At 62.4% G+C, this 26688-nt stretch carries 12 protein-coding genes; 11 read left to right on the top strand and 1 reads right to left on the bottom strand.

Annotated features, from left to right (window positions below; all coding sequences use genetic code 11):
* The 9 genes from O0882_RS17035 to O0882_RS16995 all read left to right on the top strand — a co-directional run.
* Window positions 1-528 (top strand): hypothetical protein (locus tag O0882_RS17035; protein ID WP_289949825.1); only part of this gene is annotated, 528 nt, incomplete at its 5' end.
* Between the two features lie 232 nt (window positions 529-760).
* Window positions 761-1444, top strand: coding sequence for a hypothetical protein (locus O0882_RS17030; protein WP_289949824.1), 684 nt, complete (start codon window positions 761-763; stop codon window positions 1442-1444).
* Window positions 1445-1456: 12 nt separating this feature from the next.
* A complete protein-coding gene (locus tag O0882_RS17025) occupies window positions 1457-1963 on the top strand; it encodes an RNA polymerase sigma factor (protein ID WP_289949822.1) in 507 nt (168 codons plus the stop codon).
* 81 nt (window positions 1964-2044) lie between these two features.
* Window positions 2045-3073, top strand: coding sequence for a FecR domain-containing protein (locus tag O0882_RS17020; RefSeq protein ID WP_289949820.1), 1029 nt, complete (start codon window positions 2045-2047; stop codon window positions 3071-3073).
* A 236-nt stretch (window positions 3074-3309) separates the two neighbouring features.
* The gene (locus O0882_RS17015) at window positions 3310-14562 is read left to right on the top strand and encodes a filamentous haemagglutinin family protein (protein ID WP_289949819.1); all 11253 of its coding nucleotides are present in this window, start codon (window positions 3310-3312) and stop codon (window positions 14560-14562) included.
* A 78-nt stretch (window positions 14563-14640) separates the two neighbouring features.
* The gene (locus tag O0882_RS17010) at window positions 14641-15213 is read left to right on the top strand and encodes a hypothetical protein (protein ID WP_289949817.1); all 573 of its coding nucleotides are present in this window, start codon (window positions 14641-14643) and stop codon (window positions 15211-15213) included.
* A gap of 51 nt (window positions 15214-15264) precedes the next feature.
* Window positions 15265-16650, top strand: a complete 1386-nt coding sequence (locus O0882_RS17005) for a trypsin-like peptidase domain-containing protein (protein ID WP_289949815.1) — start codon at window positions 15265-15267, stop codon at window positions 16648-16650.
* Window positions 16651-16840: 190 nt separating this feature from the next.
* Window positions 16841-17266, top strand: a complete 426-nt coding sequence (locus O0882_RS17000; RefSeq protein WP_289949812.1) for a hypothetical protein — start codon at window positions 16841-16843, stop codon at window positions 17264-17266.
* A 23-nt stretch (window positions 17267-17289) separates the two neighbouring features.
* Window positions 17290-19050, top strand: coding sequence for a S41 family peptidase (locus O0882_RS16995; protein ID WP_289949810.1), 1761 nt, complete (start codon window positions 17290-17292; stop codon window positions 19048-19050).
* Window positions 19051-19073: 23 nt separating this feature from the next.
* Here the strand turns inward: O0882_RS16995 and O0882_RS16990 are convergent, their stop codons facing one another.
* Window positions 19074-20789 carry a methyl-accepting chemotaxis protein gene (locus O0882_RS16990; RefSeq protein WP_289949809.1) on the bottom strand — a complete coding sequence of 572 codons (1716 nt, stop codon included), beginning with the start codon at window positions 20787-20789 and terminating at the stop codon, window positions 19074-19076.
* A gap of 381 nt (window positions 20790-21170) precedes the next feature.
* Here O0882_RS16990 and O0882_RS16985 point away from each other — a divergent pair, with 381 nt between their 5' ends.
* Together O0882_RS16985 and fdnG are read left to right on the top strand one after the other, a co-directional pair.
* Complete coding sequence (locus O0882_RS16985; RefSeq protein ID WP_289949806.1) at window positions 21171-23321, top strand: TonB-dependent siderophore receptor; 2151 nt, start codon at window positions 21171-21173, stop codon at window positions 23319-23321.
* Window positions 23322-23606: 285 nt separating this feature from the next.
* The gene (gene fdnG / locus O0882_RS16980; protein ID WP_289949804.1) at window positions 23607-26678 is read left to right on the top strand and encodes a formate dehydrogenase-N subunit alpha; all 3072 of its coding nucleotides are present in this window, start codon (window positions 23607-23609) and stop codon (window positions 26676-26678) included.
* Window positions 26679-26688 lie beyond the last annotated feature (10 nt).

Genomic DNA, 26688 nt, shown 5'->3' with positions numbered 1-26688 from the left:
GCCAAGGGCGGGTCTGCCGCCAAGGCCGCGCCCGTTGCTGCCGCTGCGCCCGCCAGCGATGGCTTGAAAAAGGAGCTGGCCCGCAGCCAGTCGCAGCTGGCGCAAGAGCGCGCGCAGCGGGAAGAACTGGCAGCCGAGCAGCAGCGCGGCGCCGCCGCCGCGCAAGAGGCCACCGCCAACCTGGCGCAGTACCGCCAGGCCAGCGAACAGCTGGCCGCCACGGGCAAGCAGATCGAAGCGGAGCGCGCGCGCCTCGACGGCGAAGTGACGGCGCAGCGCGGCGCCCTGGCGCGCTGCGAGAGCAAGAATGCCCAGCTGTATGCGGCCGGACAGGAAATCCTGCAAGCGTATGAAGGCCTGGACGTGCTGGGCGTCATGCAAGCGCGCCAGCCGTTCGCCGCGCAAAGCAGAGTCAAGCTGGAACAAATCGCCCAGCAATATGGCGACCAGCTGTACCAGGGCCGCTTCGATGCGCGTCAGACAGAAACGCCGGCCGCCGCAGCGCTGGCATCCCCCCAATCGGATTGACAGGTATTGAGGGCGCGACAGCCTGAATCAGGACAGGCGTCGCGTCCGGCCGCCATCGCTGACCTTTCCATGCCCGGCATCCGTATCCGGCCTGCATTGGGTTTTCCCGCCGGTTTGTCATGGCAACGTCATATTTCTTCGATAACATGGCAAGACTGACAATTCGGCGCCCGCTCCGATTCCACATCCCATGCATGTACACCTCACTTAAATTGTTATGGCAAGAACGGTCGTGCCCATCGCCATGTCTGCATTGGTGGCCGGCATGTCACTGCTGACGCTGGATGCTGCCGGGCAATCGCACTCCTTGCGCCAGCCGCATGCCGGTGCAAGTACGGCGCAGCCGCTGCAGCGCCTCGCCCATGAGAGCCGGGTGTTTGACATTCCGGCGCAACCGCTGCAATCCGCATTGACGACGTTTGGCAATCAGACGGGTTTTTCTGGCTTGTACGGTTCGGCATCGACTTCAGGACGCATATCGGCTCTGGTGTCGGGAACTTACACACCGAGGGCGGCGTTGGCCATGATGCTGGAAGGTACCGGGCTGGCAGCCTACTTTACCGCCATGGATGCCTTCGTCCTGGAGCCTGCGACGGCGCCATCGTCTGTCGCCGCCGAACGCGACGTGAGTTATGACGGGCCATTGCAGACGCAGGTAAGGGAAATATTTTGCCGCGATCCTTTGACTGCGGGCGGCGGCTACAGGATCGCCTTGCGCTTTCATCTGGATGCCAGGGGGCGGATCTTGCGACCGCTGTTGCTCGATTCTACCGGCGATAGCGCGCGCGACAAGGCTATCCTCGCGGCCTTGCAGCGTGTCGATGTCGGCTATGGACCTGCTGATCTGTCAAAGCCGTTTTTCATGCTGATCCTGCCGCAGGCATTGACGGCTGCCCGCGCCTGCGCTGTTCATTAAAGTCAGAAAACGATGAACAAATCCGACTTCCTTCCACTGCGCGAGTTCCTGGCGCGCCGCTACGATGACTTGAAGCGACGCCTCACTCTACATCTCGGCAGTGCCGACCTGGCCGGCGATGCCTTGCAGGACACCTGGTTGCGTCTGGAAAGTGGCAAAGAATCCCACGCGCCGGTACAGTATCCATTGAGCTACCTGATGCGCATGGCAACCAATTCTGCGCTGGATCGCCTTCGCGCCGAAAAACGTTTTCTGAGCGGCGATGAAGTGGATCAGGTCTTGAATACACTGGCCGATCCGATGCCGGGCCCGGCGCAAACCGCCGAGGCCCGTTCGGAAGCGGAACGCCTGGCACTGGTAATCCAGAAAATGCCGCTACGCCGGCGCCATATCCTGATTCTGATACGCGTGGACGAAATGCCAAGGCAGGAGGTGGCAGACCGTCTCGGTGTTTCATTGAGCCTGGTGGATCGCGAACTGAAGCGCGCACATGAGTATGTTATTGAACAGATGCAATGAATATGAAAAATACAGTGCAGTTTTTGTCCTTGAAAGACGTCTTATCGGTAGACGGTCCCCTTTTCGAGCCCCCCATGCCGCTTGACTTATCTGCCGGAGCAATTCCCAGTGCGTGACGAGACGCCCGGTGCCGGCCGTCGTCCCGATGCGCTGGAGTTGCGTGCGCACGCATGGTTGCGGCTACTCAAGTCCGGCAATGCGCGGGCCGCCGATGCGCAAGCGCTGGTGCGCTGGTGCGCGCTCAGCGAGCGACATGCGCAGGCATTCAGGAATGCCCAGCGCATGTGGCATGACTTGTTGCCGGCCGCGACGCTGGCGGGCATGCACGATGCGCAGCTGGCGCAATTGCGCACGTCCGTGCACAGCAAGAAAATTGTTCCCATGTCACGCCGTGCCTTCCTCGGCGGCGCGGTGGCCGCCGTGGCCGTCGCCGGTGTGGCAGTGCTTCGTCCCCCGCTCGATTTGTGGCCCTCCGCTGCGGATGCCTGGCAGTCGGATTACCGTACGGCGACCGGTGAGCAACGTGGCCTGGCACTTGCCGATGGTGTTCAGGTCGAGATGAATACGCGCAGCAGTATTGCATTGCGGGTGGCAGGCGGCGACACAGTCGGTATTGATGTCATGGGCGGCGAGGTTGCGGTCGATGTCACGCGGCGCGAGCGCGATTTTACGGTCGCTGCCGCAGGTGGCCGCACGGCGGGCCGTGATGCGCGCTTCGAAGTGCGCTATCTCGATGAGGAAGTGTGCGTGACCTGTGTCGCCGGTTCCGTCAATGTCGAGGCGGCAGGCAGAAGCATCATGCTCGTGGCGGCGCAGCAGGTGGTCTATGACAAAAATGCCATCGGAGCAGTACAGCAGGTCAGTCTGGCCGATGCCTCGGCCTGGCGTGATGGCGTGCTGAGTTTTCAACAAACGGCGCTTTCCCGGGTGGTGGCGGAAATCAACCGCTATCGTCCGGGGCGTGTCGTGTTGCTGGCAAAAAAGATGCGTGATCGTCCGGTCGATGGGCGTTTCAATATTCGCCACCTGGACAAGGCCGTCGCACAAATTCAACGTCTGTTCAGCCTGGACGCCACGTCCTTGCCGGGCGGTGTCGTCATTCTCAAGTAGGGCAGGATAGCGACGGGAGGCGGCTATCGCGCCGCCCTCAAAATTGGTGTACAGCTTTCCGTATTGGTATTCGTCTAGATGCAAGAGCGGTCGAAAATTTTTCTTCCGCAATCATCTTTCCATCACGATCCATCACTGAAAGAACTCCCATGCCGTCCATTTGTTTTGCACCGATGCTCCCAGCTTTGTCGCAACGTCGAGATCGCACCGAAAAACTGGCGTGGCGCATCAAGCCTTTGGCGCGAGCCATCACCTTGATGCTGGCGACGGGCGGCGCCATGAGCAACGCGTATGCGCAGCAAGCCTTCAGTGCGGCCTGGATGGCGCAGAAAGGGGCGATACGCAGCGTCGCGGAGGCCACGGGAAAATTGCCGAATGGCATGGCGGTCATGTCCCTGAACGGCGCCGCGCCGCAGCAACAGGGCACGCAGCAGCAACAGCAACGTGCGTTCGCCAATCTTACCTTGGCAGCACGCAATGTCGCCGCGCAACAGGCGCTGCAAGCAGCGGCGCGTCTTGCCGCCGCCAGCGCCGGCGCCAGGCCGGATGGATTGGCGGAAGGTGGCCTGAAGGTCGACAGCAACAGTCTCACGGCAGGCTGGCTCAATGCAAACGCTCCGACGCAGACTGCAACGGGCGGCAAGACTGTCGTCGAGATCAGGCAGACGGACGACAAAGCGATCCTGAACTGGGAAACCTTCAATGTCGGCAAAAATACCATCGTCAATTTCAACCAGAAGGGCGGCAGCAAGGCGGACGGCAGCAACAATTGGATCGCCCTGAACCGTATCAACGATCCCAACGGCAGGCCCAGCGAGATAGCGGGGCAGATCAAGGCCGACGGTTCGGTGTACATCATCAACCGCAACGGCATCATCTTTAACGGCAATAGCCAGGTGAATACGCGCACCCTGGTGGCCAGTACGCTGCGCCTGAGCGACCAGCAATTCAAGCTGGGTATCAACAATGCGCAGACCCTGGCCAATCAGGGCAATGATTTCCCGGTTCCCCAGTTCGGAGAATTTACCACGCAGAAACCATCGATATACGGCGCGTCAGGCTATGTTGCCGGTAACGGCGTCGTTCCGGACAAGCTGGGCCTGGTGGACCGGTTCGACCCCGGCACGGCGCCTGGAGAGGTCAGGGTGGAGGCGGGGGCGCGCATTGAAGTCGATAATGGCAGCAAGGTCATGCTGTTCGCGCCCAAGGTCAGCAATGCCGGTTATATCTCGGCGCCCGATGGCCAGGTCATCCTGGCAGCCGGCGAAAACGTGTATCTGAAGACCCCATCGACACTGGACCCGAATGCCGTGCGCGGCCTCGATGTCGCCGTATCGGCGGTCCCTGGCTGGGTATTTACTGGTGGACAGATGCAGGCTGCGCTGGGCTTGGGAACCGCGTACGCGGATTTCAATTACGTCGCAGGTCTCCGCGACGTTGTCTTGCCTGAAATGGCCGCGCGCGCCAAGGCGGTCGGCTATGAGGTGAGCAATACCGGCACGGTGCGGGCCGATCGCGGCAACGTTACGCTGCAAGCGCAAGACGTGCGCCAGGACGGTGTGCTGATGTCGACCACCGCCTTGAACAACCGCAATGGTTCCATCCTGTTGCGCGCCTGGGGCCTGGGCACGCATATGTATGCCGACGGCATTGACGATCTGTACAACTGGTCGGCCGGCACGTTGACGCTGGGCCGCGGCAGTGTGACCCAGATTTTGCCGGACACATCGGACAAGAGTGAAATCGAAACGTCGGCCCTTGCCACGCGCTACCAGCCAGGCTGGGTTGGCATGTACGGTCAATTGATCGACCTCAAATCGCAGGCAGGCGTCGTTGTTCCTGCCGGCACGATCAACATGGAATCGGCCGTCAATCCGATCTTTACCCAGCAGGCCTGGCGCAAAGGGAGTGTGGGCGACGCCAGTCGTATCTATCTCGACGGCGATGCCTACCTGAGCGTGGCTGGTTTGCAAGACATGCTGGTGGCGATGTCGCGCAACTTCATCGAAGCGGAGTTGCGGACCAATGAATTGCGTGATTCGCCACTGTTGCTGGACTCCTGGTTACGCGGTAAAAAAGTGATTGTCGACCGCCGCGCGCATGGCGTGTTCGACCATGCGCCGATGGCCGGCGTGAAGTGGGTCCAGAAAAAGGATGCGAGTGGGCAATTGGTGTACCTGCCCGGCGCATGGGTAGGCACGCCGCTGGGCGACATGGCAGGCTGGGTGGGTGTCGGCAAGACCGATCTGAATGAACTGTCGGCGGATGCCGGAAAAGTCATGTTACGTGCAGGTGGCGCCGTCATTACGCGCGGCGGTTCGATGATCGACGTAGCGGGTGGCTCGATCCGCTATACCGACGGCGTCAACACCGCCACCAGGCTCCAGGGAGCCGACGGCCGTCTGTATGCGATGGATCAAGCCATGCCCGATATCGACTACGTAGGTATCGCCGGCAATTTCACGCGCAAGAGCGCGCGCTGGGGGAAGGCGGAGACCTGGCGGAATCCCTTGATTGGTGGCAACCGGCTGGAAGCCGGCTATACGGAAGGGCGCAAGGCCGGCGAGGTACAGATCTTTGCCGGCGATGCCATGGTGCTCGAAGGCGATGTGTGGGGTGGCGTGGTGGTGGGCGAGCGCCAGGGACAGGCACCTGGCGGCAACACGGGCGGCAAGCTGGAATTGGGCGGCGGCACTGTCGACGACCGCCCCTGGTCGCCGGGCACCATCATCGTCAGCCATGATCCGCAACGCCTCGGCAGTGCATTCAACGCCACGACGGTGCTCGGTTCGGACTTCTATCTTCCCGTCGATCCGGCCAGGCCGCAATCAAAAAAACTGACCTTGCTCGCCGACGGCATGTTGAGCAATTCTGGCTTGGGGCAGCTCAATTTCAACATCATTCGCGGCGACTTTGAAGTGGCGAGCGGTGCCAATCTGGCATTCATGCCCGGCACCGCGCTGTATGTTTCCGGTGCCGATGGGTCGACCGGCAATATCCGCATCAACGGCATGATCCGTTCCGCCAACGGCTCCATCGTCCTCGATTCCGTCAACGGACAACTGGATATCGGTGCCCAGGGCGCACTGGATGTGTCCGGGCAATGGATCAATGCGTGGCGGGACGGCATGCCGGCAGGTCCATGGGCCATGAATGGCGGCGCCATCCGGCTCAATGTCGGCAAAATGACGGCGAAAGGCGATGCGCTACTCGATGTCTCCGGCGGCGGCCGTGCAGACGCTGGCAAGCATGGCTTGCCGACTTTGCGCGTGGGAAATGCCGGCTCCGTCACCCTGGCCGGCGTGACGCCGGAGATGGACCTGGCGGCACTGAATTTGCGTGCATATGCAGCCGGTTCATCCGGCAGCCTGTTCATCGAAACGGCTTCCTCGGTGCAACTGGGCGGAGCGGCGGCCGAGCCGACGGCCGTGCTGCTGCCTGCCAGCCTGTATGCTGAGCGCGGTTTCGGCAATGTCTCTGTCACTACGCGCGGCTCCGGCAATATTGCGGTGCCGGACGGCGTGACGGTGGCGCAGCAGGCCGCCGGCATCGACTTGACTTCGTTCGCCTACCGCGATGTCGCGACCGGCCGCAGCTTGGCCGAGGTGGCGCCGGTCACGGTGCTGCGACAGGAAGAGCGGCTGCGGCGCAAGCCGGGCGGCCTGGCGTTGTCGACGGAAAACGGCACCATCCGCGTGGGCAAGGACGCGGCGATCATTGCCGATACCGCTGGACGGTTGCAGCTCGGTGCCGGTGGCGTCAGCGGTGCGCTGGAGGTACTGGGCCGCCTGGAAGCCCCGGCGGGCAGCATCGAACTCAGTGGCGCCAGCGTCGCAGTGGGCGCGGATGCACAATTGCTGGCGCGTGGCGTGGCATCGATTCATACGGACAAGTCCGGGCATTTGCAGGGCGAGGTCAAGGCCGGCGGCGTGATCGATATCCGCGGCGCCGAGGTGACACTGGCAGCCGGTTCGCTGCTTGACGTGTCGGGCGCCCATGGGGAGATCGAGCAGGCCGAGGCAGGCAATGCGCTGGGACAGCTGGGGTATGCCAAACGCGGGCTGGCAAGTGACGGAGGTTCGATACGCGTGCGTGGCGCAGGGCTGATGGCCGGCACGCTGGCAGGCCAGGCCGGTGGCGCTGGCGCCCAGGGCGGCACCCTGGCGATTGCGCATGCGACTGCGGTGACTGGCGCCAATCTGGCGGAGCGCGTACGTGGCTATTTTTGCATGGCCGCCGGTTTATGTAGCGCCGATAAAATCATCGGCTTCGATTTTGCCACGATGGTGGACCCGAGTTTGCCTCCCCTGGTCATCAGCAAGGAACTGTACGAACATTTAGGCTCGGCATCCAGGCTTGCCCTTGCCGTGACTGCCACTGGCGCGGCGGGCGGAGGGCCGGGCACTGCCATTGATTACGCGGCATTTGGCATGAATGATACCGTGCTGGACTTGTTCCGCGATTATGTCGGCCTGGATTTGCGGTCCTTGACGCCGGTCAATTCACTCATGGTGCTGCGGCCGGCATCGTTTTCCCGGGGCGGCTTTGCCAATCTCGGACTGGCCTCCGCCGGCGCGGTGGAATTGGGGGACGTGCAGCTTGCCGCCGCCACGAGCATTACGGTCGACGGCACGCTGCGTCATGCAGTCGGGGAGTCGGGCCATGCCAGCCTGACAGCGGCGTATCTGGGACTCAAACAGACCTCCGCCGTCGCCGCGCCGGCCGCAAGCGCACGGCGCACCGGCAGCCTGACATTGAACGCGGACGTCATCGATGTCGTCGGTGGCCAGAGCGGCGCCGCTGGCATCGTCGGGCCCGTCAGTATTCGTGGCTTTGCCCAGACGGCATTGCATGCACCGGAGTTGCGTTTCAGCGCCGCGAGCGCCCCGATCGATGCCAGTGCCAGCACTGCCGTGCTGGACGTCGATGGCGCGCTGAGCATCGCCGCGGGACAGATCTATCCATCCATGGCGGTGAATGGCAAAATTCTGTCCGGTGTAGCGATTGCCGTGGAGCGCCTGGGCACCGCATCGGGCCTGCCATTGTCGGCGGGAGGCACATTGCGACTGGAAGCGCCCGTCATTGAACAGAATGGGGTCTTGCGCGCCCCCTTCGGCCAGATCGAATTGATCGCCAGCAATCAACTGACACTCGGTGCCGGCAGCATCACCTCCGTCTCCGGTGCCGGGCTGATGGTGCCGTATGGCACCTTGTCCAACAACGAGCACTGGCAGGATCCCACCAAGCCGGCCGATGGCAGCAATCCGGCCACCGGTTCGCTCACATCGCCGCCCGAGAAGCGCATCAGCATGGCTTCACCGAACATCAACCTGGCCCAGGGTGCGGTGGTCGACATTCGCGGTGGTGGCGATCTGTATGCATGGGAGTTCGTTCCCGGCCCAGGTGGTTCCCACGATATCCTCAACATGCCCGGCATGTACGCCGTGATGCCGGGCCAGCCGGTAACCGCACCTGTTGCCGGCGTAGCATCGGGCAACCGTATCTGGCTCGCCGGTGGTCCCGGCCTGGCAGCCGGCTGGTACGCCTTGCTGCCGGCGCGTTACGCCTTGCTGCCGGGCGCTTTTGCGGTGCAGTCGACAGGCCATGCATGGGCCGGCCCGGTCGCGCCGGGCTTTGCCACGCCGGAGGGGCACCTCATCATGCAAGGCAAGAGCGGCAATGTGTATGGCGGCAGCGAGGACACGCAAGCATCGGCATGGCGCGTCATGTCCGGCAGCACGCTGCGCAAATACACCGAATACAACGAGGCCTTTGCCAATAATTTCTTTGCCTCGGACGCGTTCAAGCTCACGCAATACCGCCTGACTGGCCAGGACATCGTCACGCCGCGTCTGGCGCGCGACGGCGGCGGCGTGGTCTTTGATGCCAGCAATCGCCTGACGCTCAATGGCAGCTTGCTGTCGCAGGCGGACAAGGGCGGACGGGGCGGCCTGGTCGATATCGCCGGCAAGAAGATCGCCATCGTGGGGGCCGGGCAGGATGCCGGCACGCTGCAGGCGGAAGGCTACCTCGTCATCGACGCAGCAGGCCTGTCGAATTTCGGCGCCGGCAGCTTGCTCATAGGCGGCACGCGCACAGGTGATCTGCTGGGCACGCAGGTCAATGTCACCGCCAGCAATATCGTCGTGCGCAATGGCGCCGGTTCGGAACTGCATGGCCCGGAAATCATCCTGGCCGCCAGCGAGCAGGTCGCCATTGATGCTGGCAGTGTCGTCAGTGCCAAAGGCGGCGCCAGCAGCAGTGGCAATCTCATCGTCAAGCCCATGCAAGCCGCGGTGTATACGGACCCGGACGGCAATCTCGACGACAACTACGATGGGGTGGTCGATGCGAAGGATGCCAAGGATGACGTGCTGACCGCGCCGGCCAAGGACTGGGGCGCACTGGTCCGCGTCGCCAATGGCGAGGCGATCAAAGTGATGCGCCAGAACGTCGATACCACGCGGGGCGGTCTGCTCACTGTCGGTGCCGGTGCGGTACTCAATGGCGGCGGCGCCTTGCTGCTTGACGCCACGCGTGAAACCGATCTTGCCGCCTCCGCCCGCATCGCCGGCACCCATCTGTCGGTCGCGGCCGGCCGCATCGGTTTTGGCGGCGGCAGCGGCCTGGTGCTCGACACCGCAGCCCTGGCACAACTGAGCAATTCCAGGCACCTGACCTTTCGCAGCTACTCCAGCTTTGATTTCCATCAATCGCTCGACCTCGGCGCGGCAGGCCTCGCTACGCTGACATTCGATGGCGCGGCGTTTGCCGGTCACGGCGGCGACATCACCGTCAAGGGCGACGCCATCGCGCTGGAGAACAGTGGCGCCAATCTGGTCGCGACCGGCAATGGCGGCGGCACACTGAAACTCGACGCCGGCACCCTGATCCTTGGCGCAGGCCAGAAGAGCTTTGCCGGATTCAATGCCATTACCCTGGGTGGCCGCGAGCAGATCGTCGGTGCGGCGAAGGGCGGCATCGATACCGGCGCCATCGCCCTGACCTTGAACACGCCTCTGCTGACCGGCCGCGACGGTGCGGCGCAAAGCATCAGCACGGGCGGCGCATTGCAGGTGCTGGCAACGGCCGGGGGCAATCCGGCACAACAGCATCTGCAGGACAGCCTGGGCTCGCGCCTGAGCCTGTCCGGCGCCAGCGTCCTGTTCGGCGGTCGCGCCGTTGCGCTTGGCGGCAGTATCGACATGACGGCCACCAACGGTGATCTGATTCTTGCCGATGCCGCACAAGTCGATGTCGGCGGCTATGCCAAGCAATTCTTCGACGTGGCCGAATATGCCGATGCCGGCAACATCAAGCTGTCGGCGGTGGGCGGCGATGTACGGCTCAAGCGCGGCAGCAATCTGAATCTGGCGGCGCACAAGCTTGGCGGCAATGCGGGCGCCCTGCATATCGCCGCGGCCAATGGCGGCACCGTTGTGCTCGATGGCAGCATACGCGCCCAGGCAGGCGGTAGCGGCGGCAATGCTGGCAAAGCGGGTTCTTTCTCGCTCGATATTGCTGAATTGAGCGATTTCGCCGGTTTCAGCCAACGCCTCAATGAGGCAGGCATGAATCGTTCACGCCAGTTCCGCATCCGCCAGGGCGACATCCGGCTCGATGGCACGACCACGGTGGAAAACTTCGGCCTCAGCGCCGATCAAGGCAGTATCAGCGTCAGCGGCACCATTGACGCCCGGGCGGCATATGGCGGCGCGATTCGCATCACCGGCGGTGACGGCGTGACGCTGCACCACGGCGCGCAATTGCTGGCAGGCGCCACCGGTGAATTCGGCAGTGGCCGCGTCACCGTCGAAGCGACGGGCGGCCAGCTGAACTTGCAAGGCGGCAGCATCGATGTTGCCGGTAACGAAGGCGGCAAAGTCAGGTTGCGTGCGCAACAGAATGCCGCCCACAATGATCTCAACGCCACGTCACTGAACACCAGCATCGTCGGCGCCCGTTCCGCGGTCCTCGAAGGCGTCGCCACCTACAACGTGGCCGACTACGACGGCAGCACGGTCGATTCCGTCAAGGCGGCCGCAGTCGCCGATGCTGCCCGCTTCAACGCTGCCGCGCCTGCCATCGCAAGCCGGCTCGGCAGCCATGTTGCCATCGCCTCCGGCATTGTCATCGAAAGTGCGGGCGACCTGAGCATGAACGGCGACTGGAATTTGCATGACGACTTTGCGACCGCGCGCCAGGGCTCGCTGACCTTGCGGGCAGGCGGCAACCTGAGCGTCCAAGGTCATTTGAGTGATGGATTCGACCATGCCGACCGTAGCGGCACATTGCAGGAAGGTGCTTCGTGGAATCTGCGCCTCGTCGCAGGTGCCGACCTGGACTCCGCCAATACCCTGGCAGTCAAACCGCTGGCAGCACAAGGCGTTGGGAGCGGCAGCATCATCATCGGTACTGCCGACAGCAATCCGGATGCCGCGATCGACAATGGCGCGGGGAAACTGATACGCACCGGTAGCGGTGACCTGGAAGTGCGGGCAGGCAGGGATGTGACGCTGGCGCACAAGGAATCCGTGATCTATACGGCAGGTCGCAAGGACATGACGACGTGGGGCGACTTCACGACGGCGAATGCGGGTGCAGCCTACGGTATCGAAGGCGGCAATCTCGATATCGGCGCGCAGGGCAGTATTACGGCGCAGCCTGCCGGGCAGCGCTTCACGGAGTGGCTGAACCGGCAGGGGACCTTGAACAAACAGCGTTACTTCAGCGAGTACGAGAGTAATGTCTATGGCATGCGGCCAGATGGCAGCTATGGGCTGTTGATGTTGCCGGCTGAACAATCGAGCTGGTGGGTCAATTATGCTGCCTTCCAGCAAGGCGTGGGTGCCCTCGGGGGCGGCAATGTCAGCGTCAATGCCGGTGGCGACCTGAACAATCTGGTGGTGGTGCTGCCGACGACGATGCGCATGCGCGGCGGTCTTGCCGCCAGCGAAGCGATGACGATGGAAACGCGCAATGGCGGCAGCATGAACGTCGAAGCTGGCGGCGTTATCCGTGGCGGTCAATATTACATTGCGCGGGGCACGGGCGATATCAAGGCCGGTGAAACCGCTGTTGGCAATAGCGTTTCCGTCGTCTGGAATGATGGTGAGCCTGATCGCCGCGACTTTACATTTTCCGTCGCTCCCATACTGGCGCTCGGCGACGCCACGCTGACTGTACGCACCGCCGGCGATCTGCGCCTGCAAACCGTGATCGATCCGCTGCTTGTCCGTTATGGCGACGACGGTACGGGGACGCTACCGAGGATGGAATACGCCGCCTACATGAGCGGCTATACCGATCGCACGGCGCTCAAGCTGGTTTCCACCGGGGGGGACATCACCTTCGTCAATCAGGCCGATTTTGTGTTTCACGACCTGTCCTTGAAGCCTGCCTATACCGCTCAGAATAATTTGATTGGTCATGGGGGCAATCGTTTCCCCGCCCGCCTGGCAGCTTTTGCGCTCAATGGCAGTCTGGAAATACAAGGGCCGCTGAGGGGCATGGCCAGCAGCACGAATGATGTGCAATTGATCGCGCAAGACGACATACGTTTTGCGACGCAAAATCGCGACGAACTGAGAGAATTGCGTATCTATGGCGATGTCGAGGCACAAGTGGTCATGCCATATGCGACACCTGGCATGATGCCTTCCCCTTTCATGCCAGGCAGCCAGGCTCAGATTGCCATGGATGCCTTGCTGGCGAATCAGATCGACAGGCCGGGCGCATCGTATTTCAGCGATCCCTACATGCGTGCCATGAGCAATCCTGATGTCTTGCCTCTGGCGCGCGATTTTGTGCCTAGCCGTATTTATGCGGGAACGGGTTCCATCCTGGGACTGGACTTGACGGCGAATGAACAGACCTGGATACGCGCGGGCCTGGATATCCGTGGGGTACGGCTCAATGCGCGCAATATACGGCCGAGCGATGTGACGTTGCTGGAAGCCGGCAACGATATCCTCGCGATGACGAATGTCCGTGCCGCGATCATCAATCAGGCCAGCGATACCGGCAGCATCGCAGTGCAGGGTCCCGGCGCCCTGAGCTTGTCCGCCGGGCGCGACATCTATGCGGATAACTTGAAAATTCAAACCCTGGCGAACCAGCGCTACACCGATGCGGACAATCGGCCGATGGCGGAAACGCAGATCAATGGCCTGCCATCCCAGGGCGCGTCGATCACGCTGATGGCGGGCATGCACAGCGCTACCGGCTACGACGCCTTTGCCAGCGCCTACCTCGATCCATCCAGGGTCGCCGCCATGCCGGAGTATCTCAAAGCCGCAACGGCCGATGGCGGCGTGCTGCCGATCTACCTTGCCGACACCATCGAAACACGGGCAGGCGGGCAGCAGAAAGTCACCCGCCGTGGTCTGGATTCCTACATGAAGGACATGACAGGGCAAGACCTGGCCCCAGTCGAGGCCTGGACGCGCTTCCAGTCCTTGCCCCAGTTGGCGCAACAGCAATTCCTGCGCCAGGTTTTCCTGCTGGAGTTGCGCGAAGCTGGCCGCGATCAAGGTGAGCCCGGCGTCGATGGCGTGCCGCGCAACGGCGGCTACAACCGCGGCTACCAGGCCATCGCCACCTTGTTCCCGGGCGATGGATGGAAAGGCAATGTTTCAGCCAATAACATGATGCTACGCACCATGTCCGGTGGCGACATCAACGTCCTCACGCCAGGCGGCGGTGTGCAAGTCGCATCGCTGGGAGCCGCCGTGCCGGCCGGCTACGGCCTGGTGACGCTGGGCTCCGGCCACATCAATGTGTTTGCCAAGGACGATGTCGTCGTCAACCAGTCGCGTATTCTGTCTTTCGTCCCGGAAGCCACGCTGCGTGGCAGCGACCAGATCATTTGGTCCAGCCGGGGCGGCATCGATGCCGGCCGCGGCTCGAAGACGGTGCGGGTACCCTCGGCGCCGGAGGTTGTCACCGATGTCGATGGTCACACCATTGTTCGCGAAAAATCGGACATGAGTGGCAGCGGTATCGGTACCGTTGGCGATGGCGACGTCGACCTGATCGCACCGGAAGGCGTCATCAATGCCGGTGATGCCGGTATCCGTGTTGCCGGCAACCTCAACATCATGGCCTTGCAGGTGCTCAATGCGGACAACATCAAGGTCAAGGGGGAAGCCAAAGGCTTGCCAGCGGTGGCCTCGGTGAACGTCGGCGCCTTGAGCAATGCCAGCGCGGCGGCATCGCAGGCCGCGGCGGCGGCACAGGACGTGCTGCAGCGCGAGCGCAACGATGCCCGCAGAAACCTGCCGTCGATCTTTTCGGTGCGCGTACTGGGCTTTGGGAATGAGCTATTGCCGGCGCATGGCAATGTCGACGCGGCGCCATCGCATGGCTCGCTGCAGGGCGGCGCCCGCTACGATGCGAATAGCGCATTTCAGGTCCTGGGACAGGGCGATCTGACTCCTGCGCAGCTGGCGCGGTTGACGCCGGCCGAGCAGCGTCAGATCAGGAAATAGGCGGGCGCATGACATTTTCGTGACAAACGGCATACGCGGGCGACAAATCCCGTCTGTATCATAGTCCCGCTGGAAAACATGGCGATGCTGCCGGTCTGGCGGGGCGTGAGCGTGGCATCGTCCGTGGCGGACGTTGCCAGGGTAAACCGACGCATTATTTTGACCAGGAAGAGCATGCAGCATTCAGATGAGCAGAAAAAAACCGTATCCGCCGTTCCGCCCGGCATCGTTCAACGCGGCATCGAGCGCCTGTTGACAATGCTGGCCACCCTTGGTGTGGGCATGACGGTAGTGGCAGCACAACTACCCGCCGCGTCGGCGCAGCCTGTTCCACAGCAATGGATCGGCTATGCGCAGATGGCGGGAACGCAATTTGAAGCGTGGCTCAGTGACCCTGCCAGCGATGCCGCGGCGCGCTTGCAGGCATGGATGCAAGGCGGGCAGGTCGTGCCGCCGCCAGTGATCGTGCGGGTGTGGGTGGCGCCATCGGGCCAGGTTCAGCGTGTCGAGTTCGCATCGCTGGGCCAGGCGCAGGCCGATGCGGACTTGCGTGCGCTGATGACTGCCCGGGCCTTGCCTGCAGCGCCGCCGCCAGACATGCGCCAACCGATGATGCTGGAATTGACCTTGCATCGCAGTGAAGCCCATTAAATCATGGTGCTTGCTTGCGCCCGGCGCGGGAAAAACCTGGAGGTAACGGCAATGCCGCACGTCACGCCGGATGGCATGAAGTTTCGATACAGCAAGCTGCTGGCGATGGCCCTGGCTTTGCTACTTTCCATGATGCTCGGTGCTTGCGGTTCCATGCAAAGTTCCTGGTTGTGGAATGCCCCCGATTTTTCCGCGCTGGCCAAAAAATATGGGCCGGCAGTCGTCAATGTCGGCGTGGTCCGCGACCTGGCGGCGCAACGGGCGGACAGTGCGACCCCGGTGCAACATGGCGTGCAGGAAGACAGTCTGGGCTCCGGCTTCATCGTCAGCGAGGATGGCTATATCCTGACCAATGCCCATGTGGTGGCACGCGGTAGCCAGATCAGCGTCAAGTTGACCGACCGGCGTGAATTCAAGGCGCGCCTGATAGGGACGGATCGCGTCGCCGACGTGGCCTTGCTGAAGATCGACGCGCGCGGCTTGCCGACGGTACGTATCGGCGATCCGAATATCGTGGATGTCGGTGATTGGGTCCTGGCGATCGGTTCTCCTTTTGGTTTCAGCAATTCCGCCACGGCCGGCATCATCAGTGCCACACGCCGGATTCTGCCTGGCGCCGATTACACGCCATTCCTGCAAACGGACGTGCCGGTCAATCCCGGCAATTCAGGCGGACCGTTGTTCAACCGGCGCGGCGAAGTCATCGGCATCAATTCGCGTATTTACAGCAATAGTGGCGGCTATCAGGGACTGTCGTTTGCGATTCCGATCGACGCGGCAATGCGGATCAAGGAGCAGTTGCAAGCCAGGGGCAGCGTAACGCGCGGCCGTCTGGGCATGACGGTTCAGGAAGTGAATCAGGCCCTGGCGGAGTCGTTTCACTTGTCGCGTCCGGCTGGCGCGCTGGTCGGTTTTGTGGAGCGGGGCGCTGCGGCGGATCGCTCGGGCGTGAAATCAGGCGACGTCATCTTGCGCGTCAATCAGCATGACGTGATCCAGTCGGCCGACGCATTGATCTTCATTGCCGATGCCGTGCCGGGAGAAGAGGTGGCGTTGACGGTATGGCGTGATCGCACGGCGCTGACGCTCGTCGTGGTGCCCGATCGCGCAGACGCATCGCGCCCGCCGCCGGCCAGGCCTGACATGCAGGCGCCGTTGGGACTGGTCGTCCGGCCGTTGCTGCCGCAGGAGCAAGTGGTGTTGCGCATAGACGGTGGCTTGCTGGTGCAACGGCTGAACGCCGCAGCCTTGCGCGCCGGCGTAAAAGCTGCGGATGTGATACTTGCCGTGAACGGTAGAACCGTGGGAACGATCGAGGAGCTCGCTGCAGAAGTGGGCGAGGGAGACGGTGCGGTGGCGCTGTTGATACAACGCGGTGCGACACGCTTGTTTATTCCGATCGAAACAAAAAAACCGACGCCGCGCGACGCCGGATAGTCGCTCTTCATGGACGGTGAATGCCTGCAGGCCCCGGTAAAACAGCACGGCGGCCGATTGCGCCGTCAGGCCTGGCATCGGATCGCGGACCTGCCTTCAGGGAGTGGCATATATAATATGAACTTCAGGAACGGGCGAGTCTATGTTGAGTGATGGGGTTGGGATGCAGTCGAAGGAACAAGAACAATTATTGCAACAAAGCCAAACGGCTTTTGATGCCTACTATGACGCGCTGGGTGCCTCGCTGGTGAACTTTGTCGAGCGCCTGGGCATCCAGCCGGCGCACGAAGTGTTGACCAACGCGGCCGAATACCTGCCGTACATCGATGCGGCCATGCGTACCATCGTTATCCGCGATGAGAGCTGGCAGTGGGTGAAGACCATGCTCGGCTACTTTATCGGCGAATACTTCGTGCAGGGCCATGCGGGCTGCTGGTATGTGGAAACGCGGGCCGAATCGCCACATTTCTGCCGCATCATGGTGGGTGGCTTCGAGCATGGCTTGCCGCCGGATGCCGCCATCGATCCGGAACAATTGGCGCTCGATTTCCTGGCGCAGGCGGCGCCGCGCGAGCTGGCAACCCTGGTCGCGGATGCGCAAGCCCGCCTGAGTTGAATTGCTGTCGATAAGGATGCCGGATGAAATGGATACCCCGTCTGAGACTGGCGCGCTGGTGCCTGCCATCCATTGCCATTGTGCTCGTCGCTGCGGCGCCCCTGGCTTTTTCTCAGGACGGCGGCCACACCGCGTTTGACACCGATTACGCATTCGACGCCGGTTCGCGCATCGCGCTCGAGGCCGTAACGCCTGTGCAGGTCGACAACCTCGCCGTGCTCGGCAAGGTATGGGGGTTCCTGAAATACCATCACCCCTTGGTCACTGCAGGCGGGCGGCAGTGGGACTACGAACTCTTGCGTGTCATGCCGCGGGTGCTAACCGCGCCCGACAGGGCGGCGGGCGATGCCGTGCTGCGGGAATGGATCGCCGGTCTTGGGGCACTTGCCGGTTGCGACCCCTGTGCCGTCCCGGCGCAGGGCGAGCTGCATCTGCGTCCCGCACTGCAATGGCTGGACGATGCGAGCTTGCTGGGCGCGGGCCTGCGCGCCGATCTGCGGCACATTTATCTGCGCCGGCCGGCGTCGGCCAGCCAGTTTTATCTGCGCTTGCAGGAGCAAGTGGGCAATCCCGTCTTTGAGCATGAGATCGCCTACGAGAATATCGCGCTGCCCGATGCCGGCTTTCAGTTGCTGGCCTTGTTTCGCTTCTGGAATATCATCGAATACTGGTCGCCCTACCGCGCTACGACAGGCGAAAACTGGGATGAGGTCCTGCGCCAGTCGCTGCCGCGCATCGCGCTGGCCAGGGACCGCGCCAGCTATCAGCTGGAAATGATGGCCGTGATCGCGCGCCTGAACGATTCCCACACTAATCTGTGGAGTTCGCTGCACGTGCGTCCGCCCGTGGGACAATGCCGGCTGCCAGTCAAGCTCCGCTTCATCGGCAATAGCGCCGTGGTGGTGGGCTACCGTGAGGCCGAAGCCGAAGCGGCGACGCGATTGCAGGTCGGCGATGTCATCGCCAGCGTCGATGGCGTGCCGGTGGCGCAACTGGTCGCCGCTTGGCGGCCCTACTATGCGGCATCGAATGAAGCGGCGCGGCTGCGCGACATGGCGGGCAAGCTGACCACTGGCGCTTGCGGTGCAACCCGGCTGCAGGTACGCCGCGAGCAGGGGGACGTGGAATTGACGGCGCAGCGCGTGCCAGCCGGGCGGCAAGCCGGGCAGGATACGCATGACAGGGACGGGGAAACGTTCCAGCGCCTGGGCGACGATATCGCCTACCTCAAGTTGTCGACCCTCAAGCGGGCCGACGTGGCGGCGCATATGGCAGCGGCGGCGGGCAGCCGCGGCCTGATTATCGACCTACGCAACTACCCGCGCGAGTTTGTCGTCTTTGCCCTGGGGTCTTACCTGGTCGACCGGCCTACGGAGTTTGCCCGCTTTACCAAGGGCGACCTTGGCAACCCCGGCGCCTTCCACTGGACGTCCGCCGTGGCCTTGCACCCGCAAGCGCTGCGCTATGCGGGCAAGGTCATGTTGCTGGTCGATGAAGTGAGCCAGAGCCAGGCCGAGTACACGGCCATGGCCTTGCGCGTGGCGCCGCGCGCGAAGGTGATCGGCAGCACCACGGCTGGCGCGGATGGGAATATCTCGCCGTTTGCGCTGCCTGGTGGCTTGAGTACCCTGATCAGCGGCATCGGCGTGTTTTATCCGGACCGGCGCCCCACGCAGCGCGTGGGCATCCTCCCCGATATCGAGGTCAGTCCTACGCTTGCCGGCATACGGGCCGGGCGCGACGAGGTGCTGGAGGCGGCTATTGCCGAGATACGCCGGCAATAGCTGTTCTTGCTGTTGCCGTGGACTTAAAACTCTTCCCACTCGCCTTCGGCAGGGCTTGCTGCCTTGCTGCTGGCGCGCGTCACTGGCAGACGCAGGGCAGGGGCCGAGGCCTTGCGGGCAGGTGCGGCCGAAGTTGCTGGCGCGGCCGGCGCGCTGCGCTGTGCCGCTTTCATGCTGAAACGGTCGGTCGCCGCCGCGTTGGCGTCCAGGCGGAACACGCTGACCACCTGCGCCAGTTCGCTCGCCTGTTCCTGCATCGCTTCGGCTGCGGCCGACGCTTCTTCCACCAGGGCTGCATTTTGCTGCGTCACCTGGTCCATTTCGGAAATGGCCTGGTTGACTTGCTCGATGCCGGCGCTCTGCTCTTCGCTGGCGTTGCTGATCTCGCTCATGATGGAGGTGACGAAGGCGATGCTTTGCACGATTTCTTCCATCGTCTTGCCGGCCTTGTCGACCAGGTCCGTGCCCACGTCGACCTTTTGCACGGAGTCGTCGATCAGTCCCTTGATTTCTTTCGCCGCCGCTGCCGAGCGCTGCGCCAGGTTGCGCACTTCCGTTGCCACCACGGCAAAGCCGCGACCCTGTTCGCCGGCGCGTGCCGCTTCCACGGCCGCGTTCAAGGCCAGGATGTTGGTCTGGAAGGCGATGCCGTCGATGACGGAAATGATGTCGACGATTTTCTTCGACGAGGCATTGATCTCGCCCATGGTGGCGACCACTTCGGCCACCACGGCGCCGCCGCGGCTGGCGATGCCGGCCGCGTCGCCGGCCAGTTTATTTGCCTGGCGCGCGTTGTCGGCATTCTGTTTCACGGTCGAGGTCAATTCTTCCATCGACGAGGCCGTTTCTTCCAGCGAGCTGGCTTGCTGTTCCGTGCGCGACGACAGGTCCTGGTTGCCGGCGGCAATTTCTGCCGACGCCGTGGCGATGGTGTCGGTGCCGCTGCGTACCTGGCCGACGATGCCGACCAGGCTGTCGTTCATGGTTTTCAGTGCATGCATCAGCTGGCCCGTTTCATCGCGGCCTTGCGCCGTGATGATGCTGCTCAGGTCGCCTGCTGCCACGGTTTCCGCCACTTTCACGGCATCGCGGATGGGGCCGGTGATCGAGCGCGTGATCCACCAGGCGAAACCGATGCCCATCAGCACGGCCAGCACGCCCATGGTGATGAGGAAGATGCGGGTGCCGCTGTAGGCTTCGATGATGCTGGCACCGACGCCGTCGGCGGCCTTGATCTGCATGCCGGCAAAACGCTTCACTTCAGCCAGGTAGGCCACGGTGATCGGCGCGACTTCCTTCTCGAACACTTCTTTGGCGCCCGCCACGTCGCCGTCGGCCTTCATCTTGAAGGCGCGTGCGCGCGTCGTTACATAGTCGGTGCGCACCTTGCGCACGACCTTGAATTGCTCGATCACGGCCGGGTTGAGCAGCGAGGCGATGATGTCGTCCTGCAGCTTGCTGGAGCGGTCCGCATCGACTTTCAAGTCTTCCTCGATCTTGGCGCGCACGACGGGATCGGTGATTTCAAACGAGGCCACGCCGCGCACGCTGTTCAGTTCAATGATCTTCGACCATTCGGCCACCATGCGCTGGTTCTTGATGCTGGTATTGATGAGGCGGTAGGTCAGGTCGCTGGCCGTTTGCATGCGCACCAGGGCGGTGATGGTCAAGGCGGCAAGCAACAGCAATACGACAGCAAAGCCGACGCCAAGGCGGCTGCCGATGTTCAGGTTTTTCATGTAAGTCCTAACAATGTAATAGTCATGATCGCCGCCGCCAGCAGGGGCGGACAGGCGCCGCAAGGCGCAGGGGATCGGGGTCTTCGGGTGCCGCGTGATTGCATTGCGGCGCGCCGCGCTGTGCACGGCGTTGGAGGTAAAGCAAGGGGTGTGGCGGCGTGGGGAGCCGCTGACCAGCAACCGCAAGTATAGCATTGACGCACGGAAATAGTTTTTCAAAGCAATTTTAATTACTTATTGATATTAATTCATTGTTGCTTTTTTACATCAAGTACCTAGTTCATAAGTACTATCACTTACATTTCTCCTTACTTTTCCCCGCGCCGACTGATAAAATACTAATGATAATCATTCGTATTAAATAATCGACCAGGGAATTGTATGCAGCAACAGCGCAAGCCAGGATGTAAACCGATCACGCTCGCCGTACTGGGCGCCTTGACCTTTGGCGCGACGCCATTGGCGGCTTGGGCACAGGAAAGCTTGCCCGCCGTCACGGTGACGGCATCGAAGGACAAGGATGGCTATGTCGCCGCCACCTCCGCCAGCGGCACCAAGACGGAAATGGCCCTGCGCGACGTGCCGCAGACGATCAACGTGGTCCCGGCCGCCGTCATCCGCGACCAGAACGCCATGTCGATCCAGGACATCATGAAGAACATCCCCGGCGTGGGCTTGTCCACGGGCGATGGCCAGCGCGACCAGGTGTTCATCCGCGGCTTCACGGCCATCGGCGACCAGTTCGTCGACGGCTTCCGCGATGACGCGCTGTATTTCCGCGACCTGTCGAATGTGGAGCGGCTGGAAGTGATCAAGGGCCCGGCCGCCGTGCTGTACGGCCGCGGTTCCTCGGGCGGCCTGGTGAACCGCATCACCAAAAAACCGGGTATCGATATCACGGACGTGGCCCTGAGCCTGACGAACATGGCCGGGCGGCGCGGCGAAGTCGACGTGGGCCGCGTGGGCGAGACGGTGGACTGGCGTGTCACGGGCGCGCGCGAAGTGTCCGACAGCTACCGCGAGCAGCAATTCATCAACCGCACGGCGCTGGCGCCTTCCGTGGCCATCCGCCTCTCTGGCGCCACCAAATTGCTGTTGCAGGGCGATTACCTGGAAGACCGCCGCCTGACGGACTTCGGCATCCCGTCCTGGCACGGCCGTCCCGTCGCCGTCGCTGCGGGCACCTATTATGGCGCCGCCAACGCCCGCGATGCGGACTTCAGCCAGTCGCGCGTGGTTTCCACGGCCGCCACGCTGACGCACAAGTTCAGCGACAGCTTGTCGCTGCGCAATGCCTTCCGCTATTACGATTACCACCTGGACCGCAACAACACGAATATTTCCGGCAACGTCGACGAGGTCACTGGGACGATGAAGCTGGGCCACGCCAAGCTGAACCGCGACGAGAGCGGCTGGTTCAACCAGACGGAACTGACGCAAAAGCTGGTCACCGGCAGTTTGCGCCATGAAGTACTGTATGGCGCCGAGTTCGGCAAGCAAAACAAGGATGCCAACAGCTGGGCTTCGACCGTGGTGGCGACAAATGTCTCGATTTTCAATCCCGTCCTGCTCCCGGTCGACCGCAGCAAACTGGGCGCGCGCAGCGATACCTTCGGTACCTACGACACGGCCGCCGCCTACGTGCAGGATGCCATCGCTTTCAGCGACGAGTGGAAGGCGCTGGCCGGCTTGCGCTACGACCGCTACAAGCAGCAGTCGCGCCTGGCCAATGCGCTTGGTGTGACGACAGCCAACCTGTCGCGCACGGATTCGGCGTTCAGCCCCCGCGCCGGCCTCGTCTGGCAACCGAGCGCGGCGCAGTCGTACTACGCCTCGTGGAGCCGCTCCTTCCAGCCCAGCGGCGAGAACTTCGCCCTGGCCGCCAACAATGCCGACCTGGCGCCGGAAACCACGCGCAACACGGAAGTGGGCGCCAAGTACGACCTGTGGGGCGGCCGCGCGAATGCCACCGTGTCGCTGTTCCGCCTGGAGCGCGACAATATCAAGAGCAGCGATCCGATCACGAACCGCATCGTGCCCGTCGGCACGCAGCGCACGGACGGCCTGGAACTGACCTTCAACGCGGATTTGCACGATGGCTGGAAAATGATGGCCGGCTATGCTTATCTGGACGCCACGATCACCGATTCCATCGCCGTCGACAAGAGCGTCAATGTACCGGGTGGCATCATCGCCAGAGAAGTGCCGGTCAAAGGCAAGCGCGCCACCCTGACGGCACGCAACATGGCCAATTTGTGGCTGACGAAAGACCTGGGCCACGGCTTCACCGTGGGTGGCGGCGCGAATGCCGTCGGCAGCCGTTTCGCCAATCCGGGCAACACGGTGGTCTTGCCCGGCTACGTGACGGCCGACGCCATGGCCGCATACCGCACGGGCCGCTATGAAGTGCAGCTGAACGTCAACAATATCGGCGATACGCGCTACATCGTCTCGGGCCACGGTTCCAGCCCGAACCTGAGTTTGCCGGGCGCGCCGCGCAACGTGGCGCTGACCTTGCGCTACAGCCTGTAAATCAGCTTGTAGTAAGTTCGGTCCCATCCCAAAAACCCGCTTGCGAGCGGGTTTTTTTCATTGAGGGGCGCTGCGCCGGGCAGGCTGGCATTGTTTAGAGGAACTATTCGGTACCGCTCAAATAATGTTGACTATGTGCAATTTTCTCCGGCGGACTGAGCCTTGACGGGGTTTGAGGGGTAAAATACTGTCATACGGCACAGGCATGGTGCTTATATCTTAGTGATATGACACCACTACGACGTTGTATGACTTTTTATTTACTCACATCATAGAGGCCTGAATATGGTTCAGATGTCCAGGCGCCAGTTCCTTCGGGTAACTGGCGCGACCATTGCTGGTTCCAGCCTCGCCCTGCTCGGTTTCGCACCGGGCCAGGCGATGGCGGAAGTGCGGCAATACAAGCTGTCTCGCACCACCGAGACACGCAATACCTGTCCTTACTGTTCGGTAGGATGTGGCGTCCTGCTGTATGGTCTGGGCGACGGCGCAAAAAATGCCGTCTCCAGCATCATCCACGTGGAAGGCGATGCCGATCACCCGGTGAACCGCGGCACCCTGTGCCCGAAAGGCGCCAGTCTGGTCGACTTCATCCACAGCCCGAACCGCCTGAAAGTGCCCGAATACCGCGCACCGGGCGGCACGGAATGGCAACCGATCTCCTGGGATGTGGCGCTCGACAAGATCGCGCGCCTGATGAAGGATGACCGCGATGCCAACCTGATCGAAAAGAATGCCGACGGCAAGACCGTCAACCGCTGGCTCTCCACCGGCATGCTGGCCGCGTCCGCCGGCAGCAACGAGGTGGGGTATTTGACCCACAAGACAGTGCGCAGCATGGGGATGCTGACCTTTGATAATCAGGCGCGTGTATGACACGGACCGACGGTGGCAGGTCTTGCCCCGACGTTTGGCCGTGGCGCGATGACGAATCATTGGGTCGATATCAAGAATGCCGATGTGATTTTGGTCATGGGTGGCAATGCAGCTGAAGCACATCCTTGCGGATTCAAATGGGTAACGGAAGCGAAGGCGCATAACAAGGCCAAGCTGATCGTTGTCGATCCGCGTTTTACCCGTACCGCATCCGTGGCAGATTACTACTGCGCCACGCGTACCGGCACGGACATCGTCTTCCTCGGCGCGATCATCAATTATCTGCTGACGAACGACAAGATCCAGCATGAGTACGTGCGCAACTACACGGACATGCCTTTCATCGTGCGCGAAGACTATGCGTTCGAGGATGGCTTGTTCTCGGGTTTCGACAAAGAAAAAGGCAAGTACACCAACAAGGCCACCTGGGATTACGAGATCGGCGACGACGGCTACGCCAAGGTCGACCCGACCCTGGAACACCCGCGCTGCGTCTACCAGATGATGAAGAAGCACTACTCACGTTACACGACCGAGATGGTCGAACGGACGTGCGGCGTGTCGCCCGACAAGTTCCACAAGGTGGCGGAAGCCCTGGCTTCGACCGCCGTGCCGGGACGCGCCGGCACCATCTTGTACGCGCTGGGCTGGACGCACCACTCGACGGGCGCGCAAACCATCCGCACGGGCGCCATGGTGCAGTTGCTGTTGGGTAATATGGGTATCGCGGGCGGCGGCATGAACGCCTTGCGCGGCCACTCGAACATCCAGGGCTTGACCGATCTGGGCCTGATGTCGAACCTGTTGCCAGGTTATATGACCTTGCCGAACGAAGCCGAACAGGACTTCGACGCGTATATCGGCGCGCGCGCCACCAAGCCGCTGCGGCCGAACCAGCTCAGCTACTGGAGCAATTACCGCAAGTTCCACGTCAGCTTCATGAAGACGTGGTGGGGTGATTTCGCCACGGCCGAGAACAATTACGCCTTCGACTACCTGCCGAAACTCGACAAGCCGTATGACTTGATGCAAGCCATCGAGAACATGCACCAAGGCAAGATGACGGGTTATATCTGCCAGGGCTTCAACGTGCTGGCCTCCGCGCCGAACAAGCAGAAGGTCACGGAAGCGCTGTCGAAGCTGAAGTTCCTCGTCATCATGGACCCGCTGGCCGTGGAAACGGGCGAATTCTGGAAGCCGCACGGGCAATACCACGAAGTCGATCCCACCAAGATCATGACGGAAGTGTTCCGCTTGCCGACCAGCTGCTTCGCCGAAGAGCGCGGTTCGCTGGTGAGTTCCTCGCGCGTGCTGCAGTGGCACTGGCAGGCGGCCGAACCGCCGGGCCAGGCGCGCAGCGACCTGGAGATCATGTCGGGCCTGTTCTTGCGCATGCGTAGCATGTACAAGAAAGAGGGCGGCAAGTTCCCCGATCCTATTCTCAACCTGACGTGGAATTATGCGCAGCCGGAGAACCCGCAGCCGGAAGAAATCGCCCGCGAATTCAACGGCCGTGCGCTGGCCGACTTGTACGATCCGAAGGACGCCACCAAGCTGCTGGTGAAGAAGGGCGAGCAGCTGGCCTCGTTTGCGCAATTGCGCGACGACGGCACGACGTCGAGCGGTTGCTGGATCTTCGCCGGCAGCTGGACGCAGGCGGGCAACCAGATGGGACGGCGCGACAACAGCGACCCGACCGGCATCGGCCAGACGCTGGGCTGGGCCTGGGCGTGGCCGGCGAACCGCCGCGTGCTGTACAACCGCGCTTCATGCGACTTGAAGGGCAAGCCTTTCGATCCGACGCGCAAACTCATCGAGTGGAATGGCACGAACTGGAGCGGGGCCGATATTCCCGACTTCAAGGCCGATGAACCGCCGGAAAACGGCATGGGTCCGTTCATCATGCTGGGCGAGGGCGTGGCGCGCTTCTTTGCGCGTGGCGCCATGGCCGAAGGACCGTTCCCCGAGCATTACGAGCCGTTCGAAAATCCGCTGGGCTACAACCCCATGCATCCGAAAAACCCGCAGGCGACCAGCAATCCGGCCGCGCGCGTGTTCGCCGATGATCGGAAAATGTTCGGCACGCACGAGGAATATCCGCATGTGGCGACCAGCTACCGCCTGACCGAGCATTTCCACTACTGGACCAAGCATGCGCGCCTGAACGCCATCATCCAGCCGCAGCAATTCGTCGAAATCGGCGAAGAGCTGGCCAAGAGCATCGGCGTCGTCGCCGGCGGTGAAGTGCGCGTCAGTTCCAAACGGGGGCACATCATCGCCAAGGCCGTGGTCACCAAGCGCATCAAGGCGTTGATGATCGAGGGCAAGCAGGTGCATACCGTGGGCCTGCCGCTGCACTGGGGCTTTACGGGCGTAGCCAAGCCGGGGTATCTGATCAATACCCTGACACCGGGCGTGGGGGATGCGAATTCGCAAACGCCGGAATTCAAGTCCTTCCTCGTGAAGGTGGAAAAAGCATGATGGGAGCTCA

It is taken from the genome of Janthinobacterium sp. SUN073, assembly GCF_030397665.1.
Lineage (GTDB): Bacteria > Pseudomonadota > Gammaproteobacteria > Burkholderiales > Burkholderiaceae_D > Janthinobacterium.
This window is presented reverse-complemented; position numbering and strand designations above follow the sequence as displayed.